Source organism: Candidatus Hydrogenedentota bacterium (assembly GCA_016791475.1).
Classification (GTDB): domain Bacteria; phylum Hydrogenedentota; class Hydrogenedentia; order Hydrogenedentales; family JAEUWI01; genus JAEUWI01.
This window is the reverse complement of the sequence record JAEUWI010000067.1, coordinates 1-17,288: the sequence shown is the minus strand read 5'-3', so window position 1 is coordinate 17,288 and position 17,288 is coordinate 1. Positions and strand designations below refer to the sequence as shown.

The window sequence follows — 17,288 nt, the reverse complement described above, 5'->3', positions numbered from 1 at the left end:
GAAAGCCCGCAAAAAAGGGTGAGCCATGCACCGCCCATCACTTCACCGCTCCGGCGAAAACTCCAGCCCCTCCAGCGCTTTTCCCTCCACGTCGGTAATCCGCGCAAATATGCCCCACATGCCGGCGCGGTTGCAGTTTTTCACTTCGATGCGGTTCGCGCCTTTCTTCAACGTGATGGGGATGATCTCCTTGTCGAAATCGAGCCCATTGACGCCGGTGTAGCGGGCGACTTCGTTGCCGTTGACGCGGACCCAGGCGTCGTCGTCGCTGCAGAAGCGAAGCTGGACTTGCTGCTCTGTGGGGCTGGTGACGTCGCACCAGGCGTAGGCGATGGCCTCCTTTTCGACACCGTAGATGTTTGAGTAACCGAGGGTGCCCGCCGTGGTGGGGTGCACGCGCCATTTCGCTTTGCCGTTGCGCACATCGAAGACTGCGTTGGGATCGATACCCTTTTCCGGGGACACGGGGGTGTCGAGGAGCGTTCCGGTGGCGTCGAAGGGTGCGGCGACGTGCCATGCGGGGACAAAGCCGGGCAGGGGATTGGGTTTTTCCCAGTGTCCCTGGGGCTGTAGGCGAAGGGCGGCCATATTCTCGGTTTCGGGGCGCACCATGAGCCCGCCGGTCTCGCGGATTTCTTTCATGGCCTGAGTAACCGGCGGCTCCAGCGAGGGGATGTCGGCCCAGCCGGGAACGACTTCGTTGTGGCAGATGAAGGAGACGAGGCCACTGGCGCCTTCACGGACGAAGTCTTCGAGCTGCTCGCGAAGCTGCTCGGGCGTGGGCAGACCCTGGCCCGTCTTTGCGGGGCGTCCGTCGAAGGCATGGTAGATCCCGACGAAGGGCACGCCAGGCACCCGGCTGCGGGCGGCGGAGAGCATGTGCTGGACTTCCTGGGCCGTGCGCTCGCGGTGGTAGCGGTTGGTGCTGACGGGATACCAGTAGATGAAGAGGATATCGCAGACGCCGGGCGCGAAATTGGTGATGGAACCGGCGTCGCCGAAGCCCGCGCAGACGGGCCGGACGGGATCAACCTCCTTCAGCACTTTGTACATGGCCTGGAGGGCGGAGCGCGCGTCGCCCGGGCTGTCGTCGAGTACGTAGTAGCCGAAGAGGTTGGGCGAGTCTTTGATGGCCTGGACTTCCGCGCGGCATTCTTCGGGCCAGAAGAGGATGGTGCCCTCGCGGTGCTCTGCGGGCGTGGTGCCGTTGAAGCCACGCTCGCAACCAACGAGTCCGGACTCGTTCATGGATTCGTAGCGGATGAGTTCGCCATCAAGCTCGATGACCCGCGATTCCCATTTCGGAAGGCCGCCGCTGAAGTGAAGGGGAATGTCCTTCTGGTCGGCGTCGACGGGTTCGCGCAGGCGCACGCCGTGGTAGATATGGGAAGTGAGGTGAGGCAGCACCTTGATGCCCTTTTCGAAGCAGTACTTTCCAGCCGGCGAGGTGATGTCGAGCTCGGTCTTGCCAGCGAGGATCACATTCATACCCACGGCGTGCACTTTTTCGAGGTCCTCCACCCGCTCCGCGCCGTAGGTGCCGAGAATGGGCTGTCCGTCGATGCTCCATGGCGTCGGTTGGAGCTTCATGAGCCGGTCTTCGGCGTGGACCGAGGACGCGCAGAGCGATGCAAGGGCGATAGCCAATGTGGCGCGGAATATGAGCGGGACGAACATGATCGGAACTCTCTTTTCTCGGTTGGACACAAAAACTGACTTGGTGAGTATAACCGCCGAAAGTGATTTCTGAAATGGCGTGGATTGATCGACTTGTCGTGTATTGACCTTTGGCTCGTCGGGGCGAACCCTGCAGTGTCGTTGAAGCAGGTGCCGTGCGTCTCAGCGCCGCAGCGTCACCCGCTTGTATGCCCGAATTTCTACCGGACCCAGGAGGCCTGAGCGCGGCAGGGGGGTGTAGCCGAGGAGGGCATGGGCGGGTGAGTTATCGTCCTGCACACCGCGCCCCAGGCGCTCGCGGAGCTCTTCGGGCACGGGGGGAAATTCTTTCAATCCGGAAACGCGGTTGATGAGCGTGTTGGTCACGCGAACAGTGAGTTGATTGGTGCCTTCCACCGCGAGCGAGGTAATGTCCAGGCACTGGCCCCGCATCCAGACGGCACCCGCGGATTTTCCGTTGACTACCACCTCGGCGACGTTGCCCACATCGCCAAGATCAAGTTCGAGACGGATATCGTCGCTTTCGTAACCTTCGGGCAGCGTAAAGGCCGTCACATGGCGCCCCGTGCCGCTGAAATGCCGGGCTTCGGGAATCTCGGTCCACGACTCGAGTTCCTCCAGATCCGTCCGCCACGGTGTGAACGAATCGCTCGAAAGAACCAGTTCCCACGGGCCGGAGATCGCGAGGGGCGCGGGTACGCCCGTCACGTTGGCCCGGAGCATTTCTCCACTGGCAAGGCGCGCGCGGTGCTCTCCCGCGCGGCTGGTCCATCCGACCGCCGACTCGGTGTCGATATCAATAACCGAATCGAGGGTGGTGCTGGTGGCGTGCGGCAGAGACGCGCCCGCCTCAAAGACGACGAATGTAGACGCGTACGGAGCGAGTCGCAGGGGCAGCCAGGTGGCGCCGTCGCGCTCTTCCCACAGGTGCAGCGGTGTGACATTGCCCGAGATCGGATCCCAGAGCGAAGGCGCGGCACCGGTCACGCGGAAGCCGACGGGCATATCGATGGGACGGTCCTGGATGTTTGTGACAAAGTAGAGGTCGCGTCCCTCCATGCGGCGGTGGGTGAAGGTCAGACCGTTGTTTTCGCGCAGGTCCTCGCGGACAAAGTCGATGGCCATGTCGGGGGCCACATGACGGTTTAGGGCGCGGAGAAAGGGATCCAGCGAACCGCTGCGCCTGTCGAGGATGTTGCTCCGGTCCATGACTTTTTCGAGCCAGTAGGTCGTGCCCGCGCCGTAGGCCATCCTACTTGAGGGCCCTTCCAGTCCGAGATTGTCTCGGCCCGTGGATTTTCTGAAGAGCGTTGAGACCGCCGCGCGAAGCGCGACACTTTCTTCGGGCGCGTTTAAAGTGTCGCAGGCCGCCTCCGGCGCACGTTCCAGGGCGATCACCGTGCCCCCCTGCTCCGCATAGGCTTCCACGCGCCGCAGACTCGCCAGCGGCATCGCTTCAATATTCGGGAGGATGATCACGCGGTAGTCGTTGTTCTGGATGCGCAGGGCGGGTCCAACGAACTCGGCCCTGCGCTGCAGCACTTCGTCGTTCACCAGGTCGAATTGATAGCCATTGCTCACGAGGAGCCGACCCAGCTCACCCCAGTCGAAGCTGCGGGTCCAGCTTCGTGCGTTGAGGGCGTCTTTCGTCCACTGGCTCGCCGTGGGGGCATAGATCGCGATATCGGCCACAGGCCGCCCCTGTCGCAGGAGATAACAGCTTCGCGCGATGTAGTCGCTGAGGTGGTGATAGTACGGCCACCACACGTTGTCCGGGCTGATGTGAATGGCCGCGTAGAAACCGCGCGTGGGCGCGATATCGCGTTCGGGCGACGCGATGAAGCCGTGGTTATTGAAGCGGTTCGCGCCCGCGCGGAGAAAGGTGTCGCTGGTGATTTTCAGCTCTTCCAGCGTGGCGCGGTAGGGTTCCCAGTGGAGATAGGTGTAGGCCTCGACGGAGACGATGTTGCGCCCGTAGATGTGGGCGCCCGAGGCGACGTATTCGCGGGGTCCGATGCGCGTGTCGAACCAGGGTACGGCGTCCTTCTCCCCCGCCGTGATCTCCATCTCCGGTATGTCAGAATGCCCCGCGCCCTCGAGGTTGTCGGTGACGAAGCCGTAGGGCTGGATGCGACTCTTGACGCCGTGGGCCTGGCACCAGGCGTTGAAAGTGTTGAAGAAGGCGACCATGCCCTGGTGGTGGAGCATTTCGTTCACCGCGTAGCGCGCACCGCCGGTCCTCTCCCCCGCATCCCACCACAAGGCGGGCAGGAGCGGGATCAGATCCTGACCTTTGCGCGCCTTGAACTGCTCGGGCAGAGAATCGGCCCAGTAGATGCCATTACGGTGGATGGGGACCTCGAAGCTGTCGCCGAAGAGGGATTCCACCGTGGCGCCCAGTTCGCGCCCCAGAGCGTCGACGAAGTGCTGGCCGAGGGTTTCGACGTAGAATTTCATGGCCTCCGTGTCGAGATGGTTCACGGCGTTGCTGCCCTCGGGAATGGTGGACCAGAAAGCCATGATGCGCCAGTCGCCTTCGGGGACTTCCCACGTGAGCTGGCGATCCTGTACGCGGTCGGTCAGGATCTGGAACGTGTCGGGATCCAACACGCCGTGGGCCACGCGGCCCGCGACCACGGCTACGAGCTTATCTTCGGGGAGAATCTCGGGGAAGGAACGGGGAAGATCTCGAGGGTTAACCGCCGCCTCCAGCGACAGCGGAGCGTCGAAGCGGGCCGGGCCTGAAACATTCACCATGCTGGCCAGGAGACATCGCGTCCGCATCGATTCCGGCACCCAGTCGCCCCCCCAGATCCAGCCGGGACCGCCGAAGTTGAGGGAGAGGGTCATGCCGAGGGATTTGGCCTCGGCCACGGCATGTTTGACAAGCTCAAAATACTCAGGCGAGAGGTAGAGCATGTTGCCCTTTTCATAGACCTCGTCCATGGTAATCTGTTCGGCGCCGCCGAGGCCCTGGGCCTTCATTTCGCGGAGCTGGCGAGAGATATCGTCTTTGGTGAGGGCATTTCCATGCCACCACCAGCGCGTCTGGGGACGGCAGTCCGTGGGGGGATTGGCGAAGGCCTCGCGGTCCAGTGGGGCGCCGGGTGCCGGGTCGGCCAGGGCCACCAGAGCGACGGCGAGGCATGCGTTTCGAATTAATGCAGTGTGGATACGCAGGTTCATCGAATCTCTCCCAGTCTGGCCGTGCCTCCCTTCCCGTGAAGGGGCGGGAACCGCGAAGTATCCCGCGCCGGACCATGAATGGTAGCATATCCCCTGCATTGAGTCTTTTCGACGGAATGGCGGACAACACGTCCAGGCCGGGAGGAATGGAGCATGGATCTTGGGATTGAGGGACGCTGTGCCGTGGTGCTGGCCTCTTCCGCCGGACTGGGCCGCGCGGTGGCCACGGCGCTGGCGGAGGAGGGCGCGCGGGTGGCCCTTTCGGGTCGCGACCCGGGCAGGCTCCGGAGCACGCTGGACGAACTGGGGGAGCGCTTTGGCGACCATATCATGGGGGAGGCTCTGGACGTCTCCGACGGTGATGCGGTGGCGGCCCACCTGCATGGGGTTCGGAAGCACTTCGGTGCGGTGGATATTCTGGTGACCAATGCGGGCGGCCCCCCGGCCGGGCGCGCGGCGGACGTGACCATGGAACTGCTGGATCAGGCCTACGCGCTGACGCTGAAATCGGCCGTACGCGCCATTACCACGGTGCTGCCCTGGATGCGCGAGCGCAGGTGGGGTCGTATTGTGGCGGTGACGTCCCAGTCGGTCCGGGAGCCGATTCCCAATCTGGTGCTTTCAAACATCATGCGGCCGGGGCTCACCGGGTATCTGAAGACGCTTTCGGGCGAGGTTGCAAGCGAGGGCGTGCTGGTGAACAGTGTGTGCACGGGCGCTTTCGAAACGGACCGCTTACACGCCCTGTGCCAGGCGCGCGCGGCGGCTTCGGGACGGACGCCGGAGGCGGAGCTGCGCGCCGTTGGTACGTCGATCCCGGTGGGGCGTGTGGGCAGGCCCGAAGAGTACGGCGCGCTGGTGGCCTTTCTTGCCTCCGAGCGCGCTTCGTTTCTTACGGGCGTGGCCATCCCGCTGGACGGTGGCGCGGGGCACGGGCTGTATTAGGACATCGAGGAGCAATCGTGGTCACCTTGGCGCATCCACGTGGGGACCTGTTCCTCCTATGCCACCGCGAGCCCACTGCGCTTGATCACTTCACCGATGCCTCGGGCGAGAGCGCTTCGGTGATCGCCGTCGGGCGCGACGAGATCGGCGGCGACCTGGGCGGCATTGCGACCGTGAGGCATGGCAATGCCGAGTCCGGCCCAGGCAAGCATGGACACGTCGTTGTGGCCATCGCCAAAGGCGAGCACGGCGTCCCGTGGGATGTTGTAATAGCGGGCAACCGCCGCCACACCATCGTCTTTGTTGGCGCGTGGCGCGGTAAACTCCAGGGAGTGGTTAGTCGTCATGAGCGCATTGAATCGGCCCGCCGCGCGCGTTGCCATTTCCACCTGCGCGCCATGCACTTCAAGCGTTTCCTGGAGCCACACGACTTTTTCCAAGGGCTGGTCGAGGTAGTCCAGCGGATCCGCCAGCGTAACGGGATCGTCGTGGGTTTCGTCGTAATAGTGCTGGATCCAGCGATCCGCGCCTTCGGCGACAATCTCGTCTTTGAGCCAGAGCAGGGTGGTAAAGCCCCGCTCGCGGCCCTCGATGATGAGGGAGCGCGCGTCGGCTGGTTCCAGCGTGGCGGTGTGTATGACTTCGCCCGTGCGCGTGTGCTCGGTTCGAGCGCCCTGGGTGGAAACAACGAAATCGTCAAGGCCGAGGAGGTGTGCGTTGGACAGGGCGTTGGCATGGCGGCGGCCTGTGGCCAGAATAATGCGACAGCCAAGGGATTGGAGGGTATGAACTGCGGCTTTGTTTTCCGAACTAATCTGCTTGTCGCGCCCTACGAGGGTGTCGTCGATATCAATGGCGGCAAGGCGGTACGGGAAGGTCTCTGGGGTCACGTTGGGGTTCCTTTTGGGTACTGTACCTGATTGTGCCCAAGACTATGCGCACTGGAAGCGCTTTGACGGGTCTGAAGGACTGAGGACATAAAGGACATAAGGGACGAGAGAAAAGCGGAGATACCGAAAGGCCGAGGGACTGAATCGTTGTGATTCAGTCCCTCTGGTCCTTTAAGTCCCTTCGGTCCCTTAGGTCCTTCGACCTTCACCGCCGCGAGACCCGCTTGGCGGGACCGCCTTACCCTTCCAGCGTCCAGCCGTCGCGATAGGTGCGCTTGAGCAGGCTGTTGGCCGCTTCGTTGTTGGTGATTCGCCCGGTCGCGCCGTCGTAATCGACCTTTTCGCCGTGGCGGTAGGCCACGAGACCCAGGAGCAACTGCTCAATCATGTTGGCGCTGTATTCGAAGTCGCAGGAGGTCTTGAGGTCGCCGCGACAGGCGTTGAGCCACTGTTTCTGGAAGTGGCCCAGGGGCGGGAGGAGATCCTCCTCCTTGCGGGGTTTGTAGTAGGTGAGGCCGTCCTTGGCGCCCGAGGGATACAGGATCCGGTTTTCGAAGCCGGCGATGAGGTAACCGCTTTCCCCGCGGAACATGACGCCATGGTTGATCTTGTTCAAATCCACGTACTCGATGGGAGATTTGGGCATGTCACCGCCCTGATGCCACTTGACCTGGATGGCGGGTCGCCAGTCGTTGGCCGGGTGTTCAAAGGTGGAGGTCATGCGGACGGGGGTCACGTCGGGATTGAAGGCCTCCCCCACGCCGAGCGCGGAGGTGGGCAGGGTGGCGTCGATGGCATTCCACGCGAGGTCCATGATGTGGCTGCCCATATCGCCCACCTGACCGGCGCCGAAGTCCCAGTACATGTTCCACTGGAGGCAGTTTGCTCCGGGCTTCCCGGAGAAATACTCGGGGTTGTAGGGATGGAAGGGGGTTGGCCCGATCCAGAGATCATAGTGCAGGGTCTTCGGCGGATCGCCGGCGGCGGGCAGATAACCGGGCTTCGGTATCTGGCGGTTGCCCCACACGTCCACTTCCTTCAATTCACCGATGGCGCCGTCCAGAATCATTTCCCGGACACGGTTGAAATTGTCATAGGCGTGGCGCTGCATGCCGACCTGCGTGGCCAGCTTGCCTTTTTTCGTGCGATAGGTATCGCGGACAAGCCGGGCTTCCTCCACGCTGATCGCGAGGGGCTTTTCGCAGTACACGTGCAAATCACGCTTCAGGGCCCAATTGGCGATGAAGGCGTGGGTCTGGTCCGTCGTGCAGCAAACAATGGCGTCCAGCTCGGGATGGCTCAGGCACTCCCGCCAGTCTACATAACGTTTGGCGTCCGGAAAGGTCTGGGCGGCGAAGTCGAGATGGGTTTCGTCCACATCGCAGATGGCGACGACGTTCTCTTCGAGCAGGGCCTCGTAGTGGGCGCGGCCGCGGCCGTCGGCACCGATGAGGGCGATGTTCAGCTTGTTGCTCGGGGCGGCGGCGCCGGTGCGGGTGCCGCTGGGGAGGATCAGCAGGCCCGCGCCGATGGCGGCAGACTTCAGAAAAGTGCGCCGGGGCTGGCCGACGGCGGACGTTGGCGATTTTGATTGATCGTGACTGCTCATGGGATTGCTCTCTCCAATTTGCACGGCCGCCCCTGGGACGGGTGCGCTAACCCTTCGGCGCGTTCAATGTGCGCCGCTGTCGATCCAGCTCTTGATGGTGGCGACATCCTCGGCCGAGAGGGGCTCGCCTTTGGGGGGCATACGCTTCTCGGTCGTCCCGGCGACCATCTGGTACAAGAGGCTGCCTTCGCCATTACCGGGGACAACCACCGCGGCGCCGTTCTTTCCGCCCGCCAGCGCCGATTCCAGCGACGCCAGTGAATACTGACCCTTCGATTCTTCCACGTGACACTTGGCACAGCGCTGGGCCACGATAGGCTGCACTGCGGCGGCAAACGTGGCCTGTGCGGCGGGGGCGGGTCCCGTCGCAGCGCCACCCGCGGATTCGGGGGCACTGGGAGCGGGCTGGGAGCAGCCGGCCAGTACAACGGCGATCATGGGCATCCAGAAGAATTTCGAAGAGATCATTCAGTCGGCTCCTTCAATTGACAGGGAACTGTGGATTGCTGCGACGGAACATCCGTACGAACAGCGTTAGAAGCGCAGGCCTGCTGCGGGCCTTATTTTTTCTTGTCGTCCAGATTGGCTTTCATCTCGTCATCCGTCGGGGTCTTCGACGGCACGCCGCCTTCGGGCACATCGAGCTTGGCCGTCCACACGATGGCATTCATCACGAGGGTGCGGAAGTGGTCGTTCTGCCAGTTGCGGTGGAAGTGACCACCGGTGAAGCCGAAGCTGCGACCGCCGTTGGGCCGGTCGAAGGCCCAGGCCATATGCTGCTCTTCGCCGTTTGCGATGGCCTTGCGCACGTCGGGATTGCCGCTGTGCGGGCCGTCGGGGCGCTCCATGGTGGACGCGGGCGGCAGGGTGGTGAGGATGGGCGTGACGCCTTTCATACCCTCGGGGAAGCGCATGTGGAAGTACCACTCGTCGTTGATCGGAAAGGGCGGCACGCCGGAGGTGATGGGGTGCGATGGCATGGATTTGTAGTCGGCGTCCCAGTGGGGATTCACGGACCAATGGGGCTCGAAGTAACCACCGAGCCATTCGAGGAACTTGTCGCCCCGCTCGCCCTTGGTGTTTTCCACGGCATAGTGGAGGCAGACGAGGCCCACGCCTTTGTCCATGAGGGGCTGGAATTCCGCGAAGTGGTCATTGAGCAGATGGCCCTCGCCACCGTCGCAATAGACAACAATGGTGGCGGCGCCTTCGAGGATACTGGCATCCGCCGGCCACCCGTAATACGTGACCTGGGCGTCGATATTGAGCGGGCTCTCGTTCAGCGCTTTGGCCAGCAGCATGGAGCCGGCCCGGTGCTCGTGGTCGCCCGGCGCATGGCTGGGTTTCCCCGCGATAAAGACAATCTTGGTTTTCTCGGCGGCGGACGCCGCAGGCATCAGCGCGGCGGACAGATAGAGGGCCGCAACGGCGGCAATGAGGTAACGCATCATAATCTCCTTGCTCAACCCGCGTATAGCGCGGGAATCTCTCCTGGGACAATCCCGATCACTCTATGCCGGGAGACGCGGTGCGATCAAGAAGAATTCCCGGGGGACAGCGGGAAGAGGGCAGGAACCGCGAACGGACGCAAATTAACGCGAATCAAGAAGGCAGGAGAACTGGGTACCCTCAAGAAGCACAAACACTCACCCTCTTCTTGTGCGCTTTGCGTTCTTTGTGGCTCCGTTTCCCCTGCCTGCAGGCGGTTTTCTTTTTGGCCCGGGGTCCGCTAAGATGACTTGTCTGCGTAGCCTTGCATCCACGGAGTCTTGCCCTGCCATGAAAATTTCTCTGCTGCTCGTTGCCACCTTGTTGGCCCTGCTCGCCCTGTCTGCCGTCGGCGCGCCCGTCGATCTGGGGAATGGCTTCCTGGATCACGGCGTGGCCACGCCCGTGAGCAATCACCGGGGCACGGTGGCCACGGTGGATGGCGAGGGAAAGAACGTGGTGCTGGTGTGGCTCTTTGACCACACGGGCGGTTACGCGCTGCTCATGATCGACGCGGCCACGGGCAAAGCCGAACAGTACCCCATGCCCTTTCCCCCCGGCGGCGATTGCCCTTACGCCTCTATATTGTCAAGCAAGAACAAATTCTACACCCACTTCAACGGCTACTTCGCGGAATTTGATCCGGCGGCGCGGGCCTTCACCTTTCACACCCAGACGGCCCCCCAGATGGCCATGGGCATGACGGAGGACGACAAGGGCGTGATCTGGTCGGTGACCTACCCCGACAGCGGGGTGGTGTCCTTCGACCCGGCCACCGACACTTTCACGGACTACGGCCACGTATACAAGCAGAACTGGCGTCAATATCAGAGGACCGTGGCGGCGGACGACGCGGGCAGGCTCTATTTTGGCATCGGCAGCACCGCGAGTCAGATCATTGCCTTTGACCCGGTGACGCGCGCGGCAACACCCATCGTCCCGGAGGACAGGCGCATTACCGGCGCCGGAACCGTGGTGCGGGATGTGAACGGCAAGGTGTACGGCAATGGCGGCCCGGCGGATCTCTGGTATGAACTGTACAAGGGCGTCGCCACACCCATCGCAAAGCCCACGATTAACCCGAAGCCAATCATCACGGAGAGTCAGTCTTTGTTTCATCGCAACTTCCCCGATGGGAAAGTGCTGAAGACCTGCGACACGGTGGAGCGCATCCTGGAGATCGAGGATCCGGCAACGGGCTCGGTCACGAAGCATACGTTCGACTACACCAGCGAAGGCGCCCACATCATGGGCATCGCCACGGCGCCGGACAACACCATCGCGGGCGGCACGGCCTTTCCCATGCGCTTCTTCAGCTACAACCCGGAGACGGACCAGTGGGTAAACCGGGAAAGCTACGGTCAGTGGAATACCGTTGTGCGGCAGGGCGACCGATTTTTCGTGGGCGGCTATGGCGGGGGATTCCTGCTCGAATGGAATCCGGCGGCGGAGTGGATTCCCACCGTGAAGGGCGAAACCGGCAAGAATCCCGAATACCTCACCGAAGTGTCACCGGCCATTCACCGCCCCCACGATCTGCTGGCGCACCCGGACGGCAACCAGCTCGTGCTTGCGGGCACGCCGGGCTATGGCTACACGGGCGGCGGACTCCTCTTCTGGAACCGCGCCACGAAGGAGCAGGTGCTGGTGGAGCACAGCGCCATCCTGCCGGAGCATTCGACCATGAGTCTGGCGGCTTTGCCGGGCGGCAAGCTCCTCGGCGGTACCACAACAAGCGCGGGCACGGGCGGCGAACAGAAGGCCCAGGTGGCGGAGTTGTACATCATGGTCATGGCCACCAAAGCGGTGGAGTGGCACGCCCCGCTCATCCCCGGCGCGCAGAGCTATACGGACCTGTACACCACCGACAAAGGGCTCGTTTATGGCGTGGCGGATCAGCGCTATTTCTTCCTGTTCGACCCGGCAACCCGGACCTTTCTACATCAGTTCGACACGAAAGAAACGGTGGGCTCCACGATATCGCATCAGGGCCCTCGGGTCTTCGTCCCAGCACCGAATGGCGCGCTGTACATGCTGTTTCAAAAGGGCATCGTGCAAGTGGATCTGGCCAGCCATGCCCTGAATTTGATCGCCGAATCCCCGGTGCCCATCGGTCCGGGTGGCGATATGCTGAACGGCCGCATTTTCTTCGGCAGCGGTTCGCACTTGTACAGCTACGGGCTGCCAACGACGAATCCATAACCGGGGCTGGCGAATAAATTGGTGAGAGGAGGCACTTCAGGTCGTGCCACGCGATCCGGCAACGCCGGTTCGTGTGCCCGTCGGGGAGGAACCTCGAGTAATGTTTGAAAGCCAAAACGAGCGTCGGGAATGCGAGATGATAAGGAGTGCGGCGCTCGCCCAGGCCAGTGTCGGCGTTATCAAGCACTCGTCACAATTGGCACACGAACCGGCGTTGCCGGATCGCGCGGCACGATTTCCGACACCTTTGAGCGGGAAAAGGAGTATTCCCAATGAACCGACGTGAATTTATCAGCGGCGCGACGGGCGCGCTATTGGCAACGCAAGTCATTGCACAGGGCATTGCGAAATCACCAATGCCCTGCGCCGTGCTTGGTTTGGGCCATGCGCACGCCATGGATATTGTGAAGGTGTTGCGGGCGTCGCCCGATTTCACTCTGGCTGGCGTGTGCGAGCCGGACGAGGCGATGCGGACGCGATACGCCGGCGAGGAAGCACTGCAAGGCGTGACGTGGCTTTCGCAGGAGGAATTGCTCGGCAATCCCGACATCAAAATGGTGGCGGTCGAGAGCAATGTGACGCGTCTTGTGCCTTTTGGCCGGGCGGTCGTGGACGCGGGCAAGCACCTGCATATGGACAAGCCGGCGGGCACCAATCTGAGCGAGTTTCGCGGCCTGCTGGACTCGGCGAAGGGCCGGTCGCTACTCGTGCAGATGGGCTACATGTTTCGCTACAACCCCGGTTTCGACTTCGTCCGCAAGATGATCGCGGAAGGCGCCCTGGGCCATGTCCATTCCATCCACGCCAGCATGTGCACCGATCTGACGCGGGAGAAGCGCAACGGCATCAACATCCATCCCGGCGGGATCATGCTGGAGCTGGGCTGCCACCTTATCGACATGATCGTGCTGCTGTTGGGCGAGCCAAAGACGGTGACACCCTTCATCCGCCATGACACGGATATTGACGACACGCTGGCCGACAACACGCTCGCGGTGCTGGAGTATGATCGCGCCATGGCCGTGGTGGAGTGCGCCGCGCGCGAGCCCCAGGCGGGCGGGGGACGTCGCTTCAAGGTTGCCGGCTCGAATGGAACCATCACGCTGGAGCCGCTGGAACCCGCGACGGCGCGCCTCGCCCTGCGCAATGCCCACGGGGAGCACAAGGCGGGCGTGACGGATATCGCGTTCCCCGATCTCGAGCGCCACGTACTGGACTTGGCCGAGCTTGCGGCATCAATTCGGGGCGAACGGCCGTTCCCCTACAGCTACGGGCATGATTACACCGTGCAGCGGACCGTGCTCCGGGCGGCGGGGGATTGATGGATTCTGCAGGGTGTCTTCACTCGCATCCTTAGATGCAACGTCTTGCAGAAACAGCCGTTGTGTTAGACTTACTTCAGGCCCGTAAGAAGAACGCATGGAGATAATGTAATGCGCCTTAAGCACATCATCATGGCATCGGTTCGGCCCGGTGACCAGTCGGGTTATGTGGCCGAGTGCCTGGAAGTGCCGATTGTGACTCAGGGTATGACTTTGGACGAAACGGTCCGCAATTTGAAAGAGGCTGCCGATCTCTACCTTGACGGTGAAGATCTGGCTTCCCTTGGCCTTGCCCCCAATCCCACCGTCGTCGTCACAATCGAGCTCGAAACAGCGTGCCTGGCCTGAAACGGATGTCAGGGCGGGAGGTCATATCCGTCCTGCGTGACTTCGGATTTGAAGAAGTCTCACAACGGGGAAGCCATATAAAACTGAGACGGACTGGACAGGGTGGAGAACGCGAAACGCTCGTCATTCCCGATCACTCAGAACTTGACACGGGAACGCTCCGCGCCATCATCCGGCAAGCAAGCCGCTATATTTCAGCGGAAGACCTTCAACCACACTTTTACCGCTGAACTCAGATATCACTTTCGCTGCCAGCGGTCCTTTTCCTCCAGCACGCTTTTCGGCCCGTCGCCATCGAGCCAGGCCTTCGCGGACTCATCCTTCTTCAAGTAAGCATCCCAGAAGGCCGTGCTCAGCGCGAGGATGACCTTGTGGTGGTTGGGATTGCGCGCCCCGTCCAGACGTCGCTGGGAACCATCGCCAAAGGCGCCGTGCTTCGCGCCGAAGAGCACCACCTCATACTTTCCGCCGGCAGGCAGTGCCGGAAACACGGCCAGCCGCGACGGCACATCGATCCCGCCGATGGGTGAGACGTCTTCCGTGCCCGTCATCAGCATCCAGGGGATCCGGACACTGCCGAAGGCCGCGTCGACACTGCCCGCGCGGGGGCTGCTCGGGCTGAAGGCGCAGGCGGCCTGGATGCGGGGATCGGTGCCATTGATCAAGCCCCGGGCCGCCACCTGGCCGCTCACGGACTGAGTCGTCACCGCGCCGAAGGAATGGCCCGACATGCCGATGTGCGCCAGGTCCATGCGGCCCGCCAGGACGTGTCCCGGTTCCTGATTCCAAACGGTGAGCTGATCGATTACGGCGGGCACGTCCTTGATTCGCAGCATGAGGTTTTCGCCGCTGGCGGCATCGCGCATGGCATTCAGCCGCTGCCCCCGGCCCGCGTCTTTCCAGACGGACTCGTCGCTGCCCGCGTGCTGCATAAAAACGCAGACATAGCCCCGGGCCGCCCAGTGATTACCGAGGTAGGCGCCGTTTTCCCGCGAGCCGCCCAGACCATGACTGAAGAGGACCAGGGGTGCATTCTGGGTTTCGGGCAATGCGTAAACTCGGATGGGTATATCGCGGCTGCGGGCCTGATCCGTGATGGTGAAGTCCTTCGTGGACACGGTGTCGATGCCGGGCGCCGCCAGGGGATCATAGGGCGCGGGCGCTTCGGCGGCGACACGCGCCAGGGCACCGGGCAGAAGGAGAAAAGTCAGGGCTAGCGCGCGCAAGGCTGTATGGGTAAACATCTGATACGCTCCGAGTCACAAATTCGGGAAAAAGAAGCAAAGTCGAGCATTCGACGCTTCGCAATCGATGGATTGAACACCAGTCTTCGACCCCGGTTCCCTTGTCCCGCGTCGCTTCCGCCGGTGGCGACCGCACGGGATACACTGGAATGCGGGTCAAGATGGTGTATGCGGAGCGCCGATAAACGCCGGACTCGGTCGGTCGATGGGAGCCCGAAATCAGGCTCGCGCTCTTGAACTAGTTATGCTAGACTATTGGTACACGGGGTTCTAATTTTGCAAAGGTTCATCACTGGAGGGACTACCTGCCATGAGCCTGCGATTCCGCATTTTATTCCCAAGTGTGCTGGTTCTTTGCGGTGCCGGCGTTCTCACCTATTTCGCGGTTCTCTCGACCGTGCGGGGCCTGATCGATGTACAGGTGGAGTCGGCGCGCCACGCCTCCGACCGGCGCATCTTCGCCAACGCATCGACGAAAATCGCGCAGTACGAGACCTATAAATCGGCCATTGAGGACCGGGCGTTACAGATTGCGTCGCTCTTCACCGAGGTCCCCGTGGTTCAGGATGCCTACCGCCTGGCTGGCCAGGGAAACATGGACGATGAGAACGACCCGAGTTGTCAGTCCGCCCGCGAACTCCTTCGCACCGCCCTGGGCCCCTACGTTGCCGGATACTGTGCTCGAACCGGTCTCCCCGAGCTTCAGTTGCATTTTCACCTGCCGACGGAGCGCAGTCTGGTCCGGCTCTGGCAGAAAGGCTGGCAGATTGTGCGGGACGGGCAGAAACTGGACGTGTCCGATGACATATCCGGATTTCGCGAGACCATTGGCGACGCAAGATCGACGGGCAAGTCGGTCAAGGGAATGGAAATCGGTCGGGGCGGGTTCGCGCTCCGGGGTGTCTGCCCTATAGTGGCGGGTGACGGGACGATACTGGGCACGAACGAGATCATATTCTCCTTTACGCCATTGCTGGACCTTCTCAAAGAGTCGGAGAGCAATGAACTCGCGACCTATATGGAAACAAAGTATCTGGATATCGCGCCCAAACTCGCCGATGAGACTCTCTATCCCCGCGTGGGCGAGTCCTTCGTCCGCTGCGCCTCCACGAACGACGAGCTGCTGGGCCAACTGGTTACTCCGTCCATCCTCCAAGACGGATTGGCGGGGCGGGTTTCCGAAACGGCCGGACACTGGAATCTCACCGCATTTCCGGTGATCGACTACTCGGGCCGTCCGGTTGGGGTAAATCTTCTGGCGCAGAATGTAAGTGAGTTTCAGGCTTCGGTGAAGAATGTGGAAGCACAGGGCAATGCGGCGCTCCGGCGCCTGAATTGGGGAATCGCGGGCGGATCCGCGCTCATTGTGGCGCTATTGGCCGCCGTGCTCTCTTATATTGTTCTCGGGGTGAGCATGGGTGTGCGTTCCATCGCTCACGACCTGATCCTCGCGTCGGTGGAAATAGAAGACGCCTCCGATGCGCTGTCCGGCGCGGGCAGGCGGATCGCCGAAGGCGCATCCGAACAGTCGGCTTGCGCCGAGAAAACCTCGGAAGCACTCCGCAGAATAACCAACATCTCCGAGCAGAACGCTCGGGGGGCGGACCGGGCCGTACACTGCGCCCGAACAGCCCAGAATACTGCGAAAGCATGCCAGGAGGAGATGTCGCGTCTAACCTGTGCCGTCAATGATATCCAGACCGCCTCGGAAAAAACGGCGACCATCGTGCGCTCCATAAACGACATCGCCCACCAGACCAATCTTCTTGCGCTCAACGCGGCCGTCGAGGCGGCGCGCGCGGGAGCCGCCGGCGCCGGCTTTGCCGTCGTGGCGGATGAAGTGCGAAACCTGGCGCTGCGGAGTGAGGCGGCGGCCAAAGACACCGCCGACATGATTGAGCGTGTGCGGGGAAGCGCCCGGACGGGAGTCGAAGTTCACGGAGATGTCGCCGCACACCTGCAACAGATCGGCGGGGCGACCGATGAGGTGGAGGCGATTGTCGCCGAGGTGGGTTCCATGAGTCGACTTCAATTGGAAGGGATACGCGAGATCAACGTCGTCCTGTCGGAAATGAGCGATATTGTGCACCAGTATGCGGGGAATTCCGAGAAATCCGCCGCCGCGAGCGAAACACTGTCCGGACAGGCGAGACAGCTTGAAGATCTTGTGGAGGATCTGACTCATCTTGTCGAGGGCAGACCCGCCCGTGTGTCGCCCGAGGGGCTTTCGACGCCAGTACGGGCGTAGGACGCCGCCGCTGAGACTGTTCTCGGACGGTGCCACCCCGTCCCGACCGGGGGCTGAGCTATCCCCAGTTTGGTGCAGCCTGTGCGGTGGCCAGTATTTTGAGTGCATCCACGGCGTCCGATATTTTCT

The 17,288-nt window shown here is 62.3% G+C and carries 13 protein-coding genes; 6 read left to right on the top strand and 7 right to left on the bottom strand.

Going from position 1 to position 17,288, the window contains the following annotated elements:
- Positions 1-42: 42 nt before the first annotated feature.
- Positions 43-1,677, bottom strand: coding sequence for a hypothetical protein (locus JNK74_24660; protein MBL7649383.1), 1,635 nt, complete (start codon positions 1,675-1,677; stop codon positions 43-45).
- A 162-nt stretch (positions 1,678-1,839) separates the two neighbouring features.
- Positions 1,840-4,863 carry a hypothetical protein gene (locus tag JNK74_24655; protein ID MBL7649382.1) on the bottom strand — a complete coding sequence of 1,008 codons (3,024 nt, stop codon included), beginning with the start codon at positions 4,861-4,863 and terminating at the stop codon, positions 1,840-1,842.
- Between the two features lie 153 nt (positions 4,864-5,016).
- Here JNK74_24655 and JNK74_24650 point away from each other — a divergent pair, with 153 nt between their 5' ends.
- Positions 5,017-5,808, top strand: coding sequence for an SDR family oxidoreductase (locus JNK74_24650; GenBank protein MBL7649381.1), 792 nt, complete (start codon positions 5,017-5,019; stop codon positions 5,806-5,808).
- Positions 5,809-5,864: 56 nt separating this feature from the next.
- Here the strand turns inward: JNK74_24650 and JNK74_24645 are convergent, their stop codons facing one another.
- From JNK74_24645 to JNK74_24630, 4 genes are all read right to left on the bottom strand, one after another.
- Positions 5,865-6,698 carry an HAD-IIB family hydrolase gene (locus tag JNK74_24645; protein ID MBL7649380.1) on the bottom strand — a complete coding sequence of 278 codons (834 nt, stop codon included), beginning with the start codon at positions 6,696-6,698 and terminating at the stop codon, positions 5,865-5,867.
- Positions 6,699-6,936: 238 nt separating this feature from the next.
- The gene (locus tag JNK74_24640) at positions 6,937-8,307 is read right to left on the bottom strand and encodes a Gfo/Idh/MocA family oxidoreductase (protein ID MBL7649379.1); all 1,371 of its coding nucleotides are present in this window, start codon (positions 8,305-8,307) and stop codon (positions 6,937-6,939) included.
- Positions 8,308-8,370: 63 nt separating this feature from the next.
- Positions 8,371-8,775: a hypothetical protein gene (locus JNK74_24635; protein ID MBL7649378.1), complete on the bottom strand. Its 405-nt coding sequence runs from the start codon at positions 8,773-8,775 to the stop codon at positions 8,371-8,373.
- A gap of 92 nt (positions 8,776-8,867) precedes the next feature.
- Entirely contained in the window at positions 8,868-9,758 is an 891-nt protein-coding gene (locus JNK74_24630) for a ThuA domain-containing protein (protein MBL7649377.1), read from the bottom strand.
- Positions 9,759-10,086: 328 nt separating this feature from the next.
- Between JNK74_24630 and JNK74_24625 the strand changes: the two genes are divergently transcribed.
- The 4 genes from JNK74_24625 to JNK74_24610 all read left to right on the top strand — a co-directional run bounded on the left by JNK74_24625 (position 10,087) and on the right by JNK74_24610 (position 13,897).
- Complete coding sequence (locus tag JNK74_24625; protein MBL7649376.1) at positions 10,087-11,997, top strand: hypothetical protein; 1,911 nt, start codon at positions 10,087-10,089, stop codon at positions 11,995-11,997.
- A gap of 272 nt (positions 11,998-12,269) precedes the next feature.
- Complete coding sequence (locus tag JNK74_24620) at positions 12,270-13,319, top strand: Gfo/Idh/MocA family oxidoreductase (protein ID MBL7649375.1); 1,050 nt, start codon at positions 12,270-12,272, stop codon at positions 13,317-13,319.
- A 111-nt stretch (positions 13,320-13,430) separates the two neighbouring features.
- Positions 13,431-13,667 (top strand): type II toxin-antitoxin system HicB family antitoxin, encoded by a 237-nt coding sequence (locus tag JNK74_24615; GenBank protein MBL7649374.1) that lies wholly within the window; start codon positions 13,431-13,433, stop codon positions 13,665-13,667.
- Positions 13,655-13,897 carry a type II toxin-antitoxin system HicA family toxin gene (locus JNK74_24610; GenBank protein ID MBL7649373.1) on the top strand — a complete coding sequence of 81 codons (243 nt, stop codon included), beginning with the start codon at positions 13,655-13,657 and terminating at the stop codon, positions 13,895-13,897. The genes JNK74_24615 and JNK74_24610 overlap by 13 nt, the downstream gene beginning before the upstream one ends.
- Before the next feature lie 9 nt (positions 13,898-13,906).
- On the opposite strand, the gene JNK74_24605 is transcribed toward JNK74_24610, so the two are convergent.
- On the bottom strand, positions 13,907-14,911 hold the full coding sequence (locus tag JNK74_24605; protein MBL7649372.1) for a dienelactone hydrolase: 1,005 nt from the start codon (positions 14,909-14,911) through the stop codon (positions 13,907-13,909).
- A 310-nt stretch (positions 14,912-15,221) separates the two neighbouring features.
- Here JNK74_24605 and JNK74_24600 point away from each other — a divergent pair, with 310 nt between their 5' ends.
- Positions 15,222-17,159, top strand: a complete 1,938-nt coding sequence (locus JNK74_24600) for a hypothetical protein (GenBank protein ID MBL7649371.1) — start codon at positions 15,222-15,224, stop codon at positions 17,157-17,159.
- The last annotated feature ends 129 nt before the right edge of the window (positions 17,160-17,288 follow it).

Bases quoted from the DNA above. Each gene is read 5' to 3' on its own strand.
- JNK74_24650 (MBL7649381.1), top strand. From the start codon at position 5,017: ATGGATCTTGGGATTGAGGGACGCTGTGCCGTGGTGCTGGCCTCTTCC.
- JNK74_24615 (MBL7649374.1), top strand. From the start codon at position 13,431: ATGCGCCTTAAGCACATCATCATGGCATCGGTTCGGCCCGGTGACCAG.
- JNK74_24635 (MBL7649378.1), bottom strand. From the start codon at position 8,775: ATGATCTCTTCGAAATTCTTCTGGATGCCCATGATCGCCGTTGTACTG.
- JNK74_24620 (MBL7649375.1), top strand. From the start codon at position 12,270: ATGAACCGACGTGAATTTATCAGCGGCGCGACGGGCGCGCTATTGGCA.
- JNK74_24605 (MBL7649372.1), bottom strand. From the start codon at position 14,911: ATGTTTACCCATACAGCCTTGCGCGCGCTAGCCCTGACTTTTCTCCTT.
- JNK74_24655 (MBL7649382.1), bottom strand. From the start codon at position 4,863: ATGAACCTGCGTATCCACACTGCATTAATTCGAAACGCATGCCTCGCC.
- JNK74_24600 (MBL7649371.1), top strand. From the start codon at position 15,222: ATGAGCCTGCGATTCCGCATTTTATTCCCAAGTGTGCTGGTTCTTTGC.
- JNK74_24625 (MBL7649376.1), top strand. From the start codon at position 10,087: ATGAAAATTTCTCTGCTGCTCGTTGCCACCTTGTTGGCCCTGCTCGCC.
- JNK74_24660 (MBL7649383.1), bottom strand. From the start codon at position 1,677: ATGTTCGTCCCGCTCATATTCCGCGCCACATTGGCTATCGCCCTTGCA.
- JNK74_24630 (MBL7649377.1), bottom strand. From the start codon at position 9,758: ATGATGCGTTACCTCATTGCCGCCGTTGCGGCCCTCTATCTGTCCGCC.
- JNK74_24640 (MBL7649379.1), bottom strand. From the start codon at position 8,307: ATGAGCAGTCACGATCAATCAAAATCGCCAACGTCCGCCGTCGGCCAG.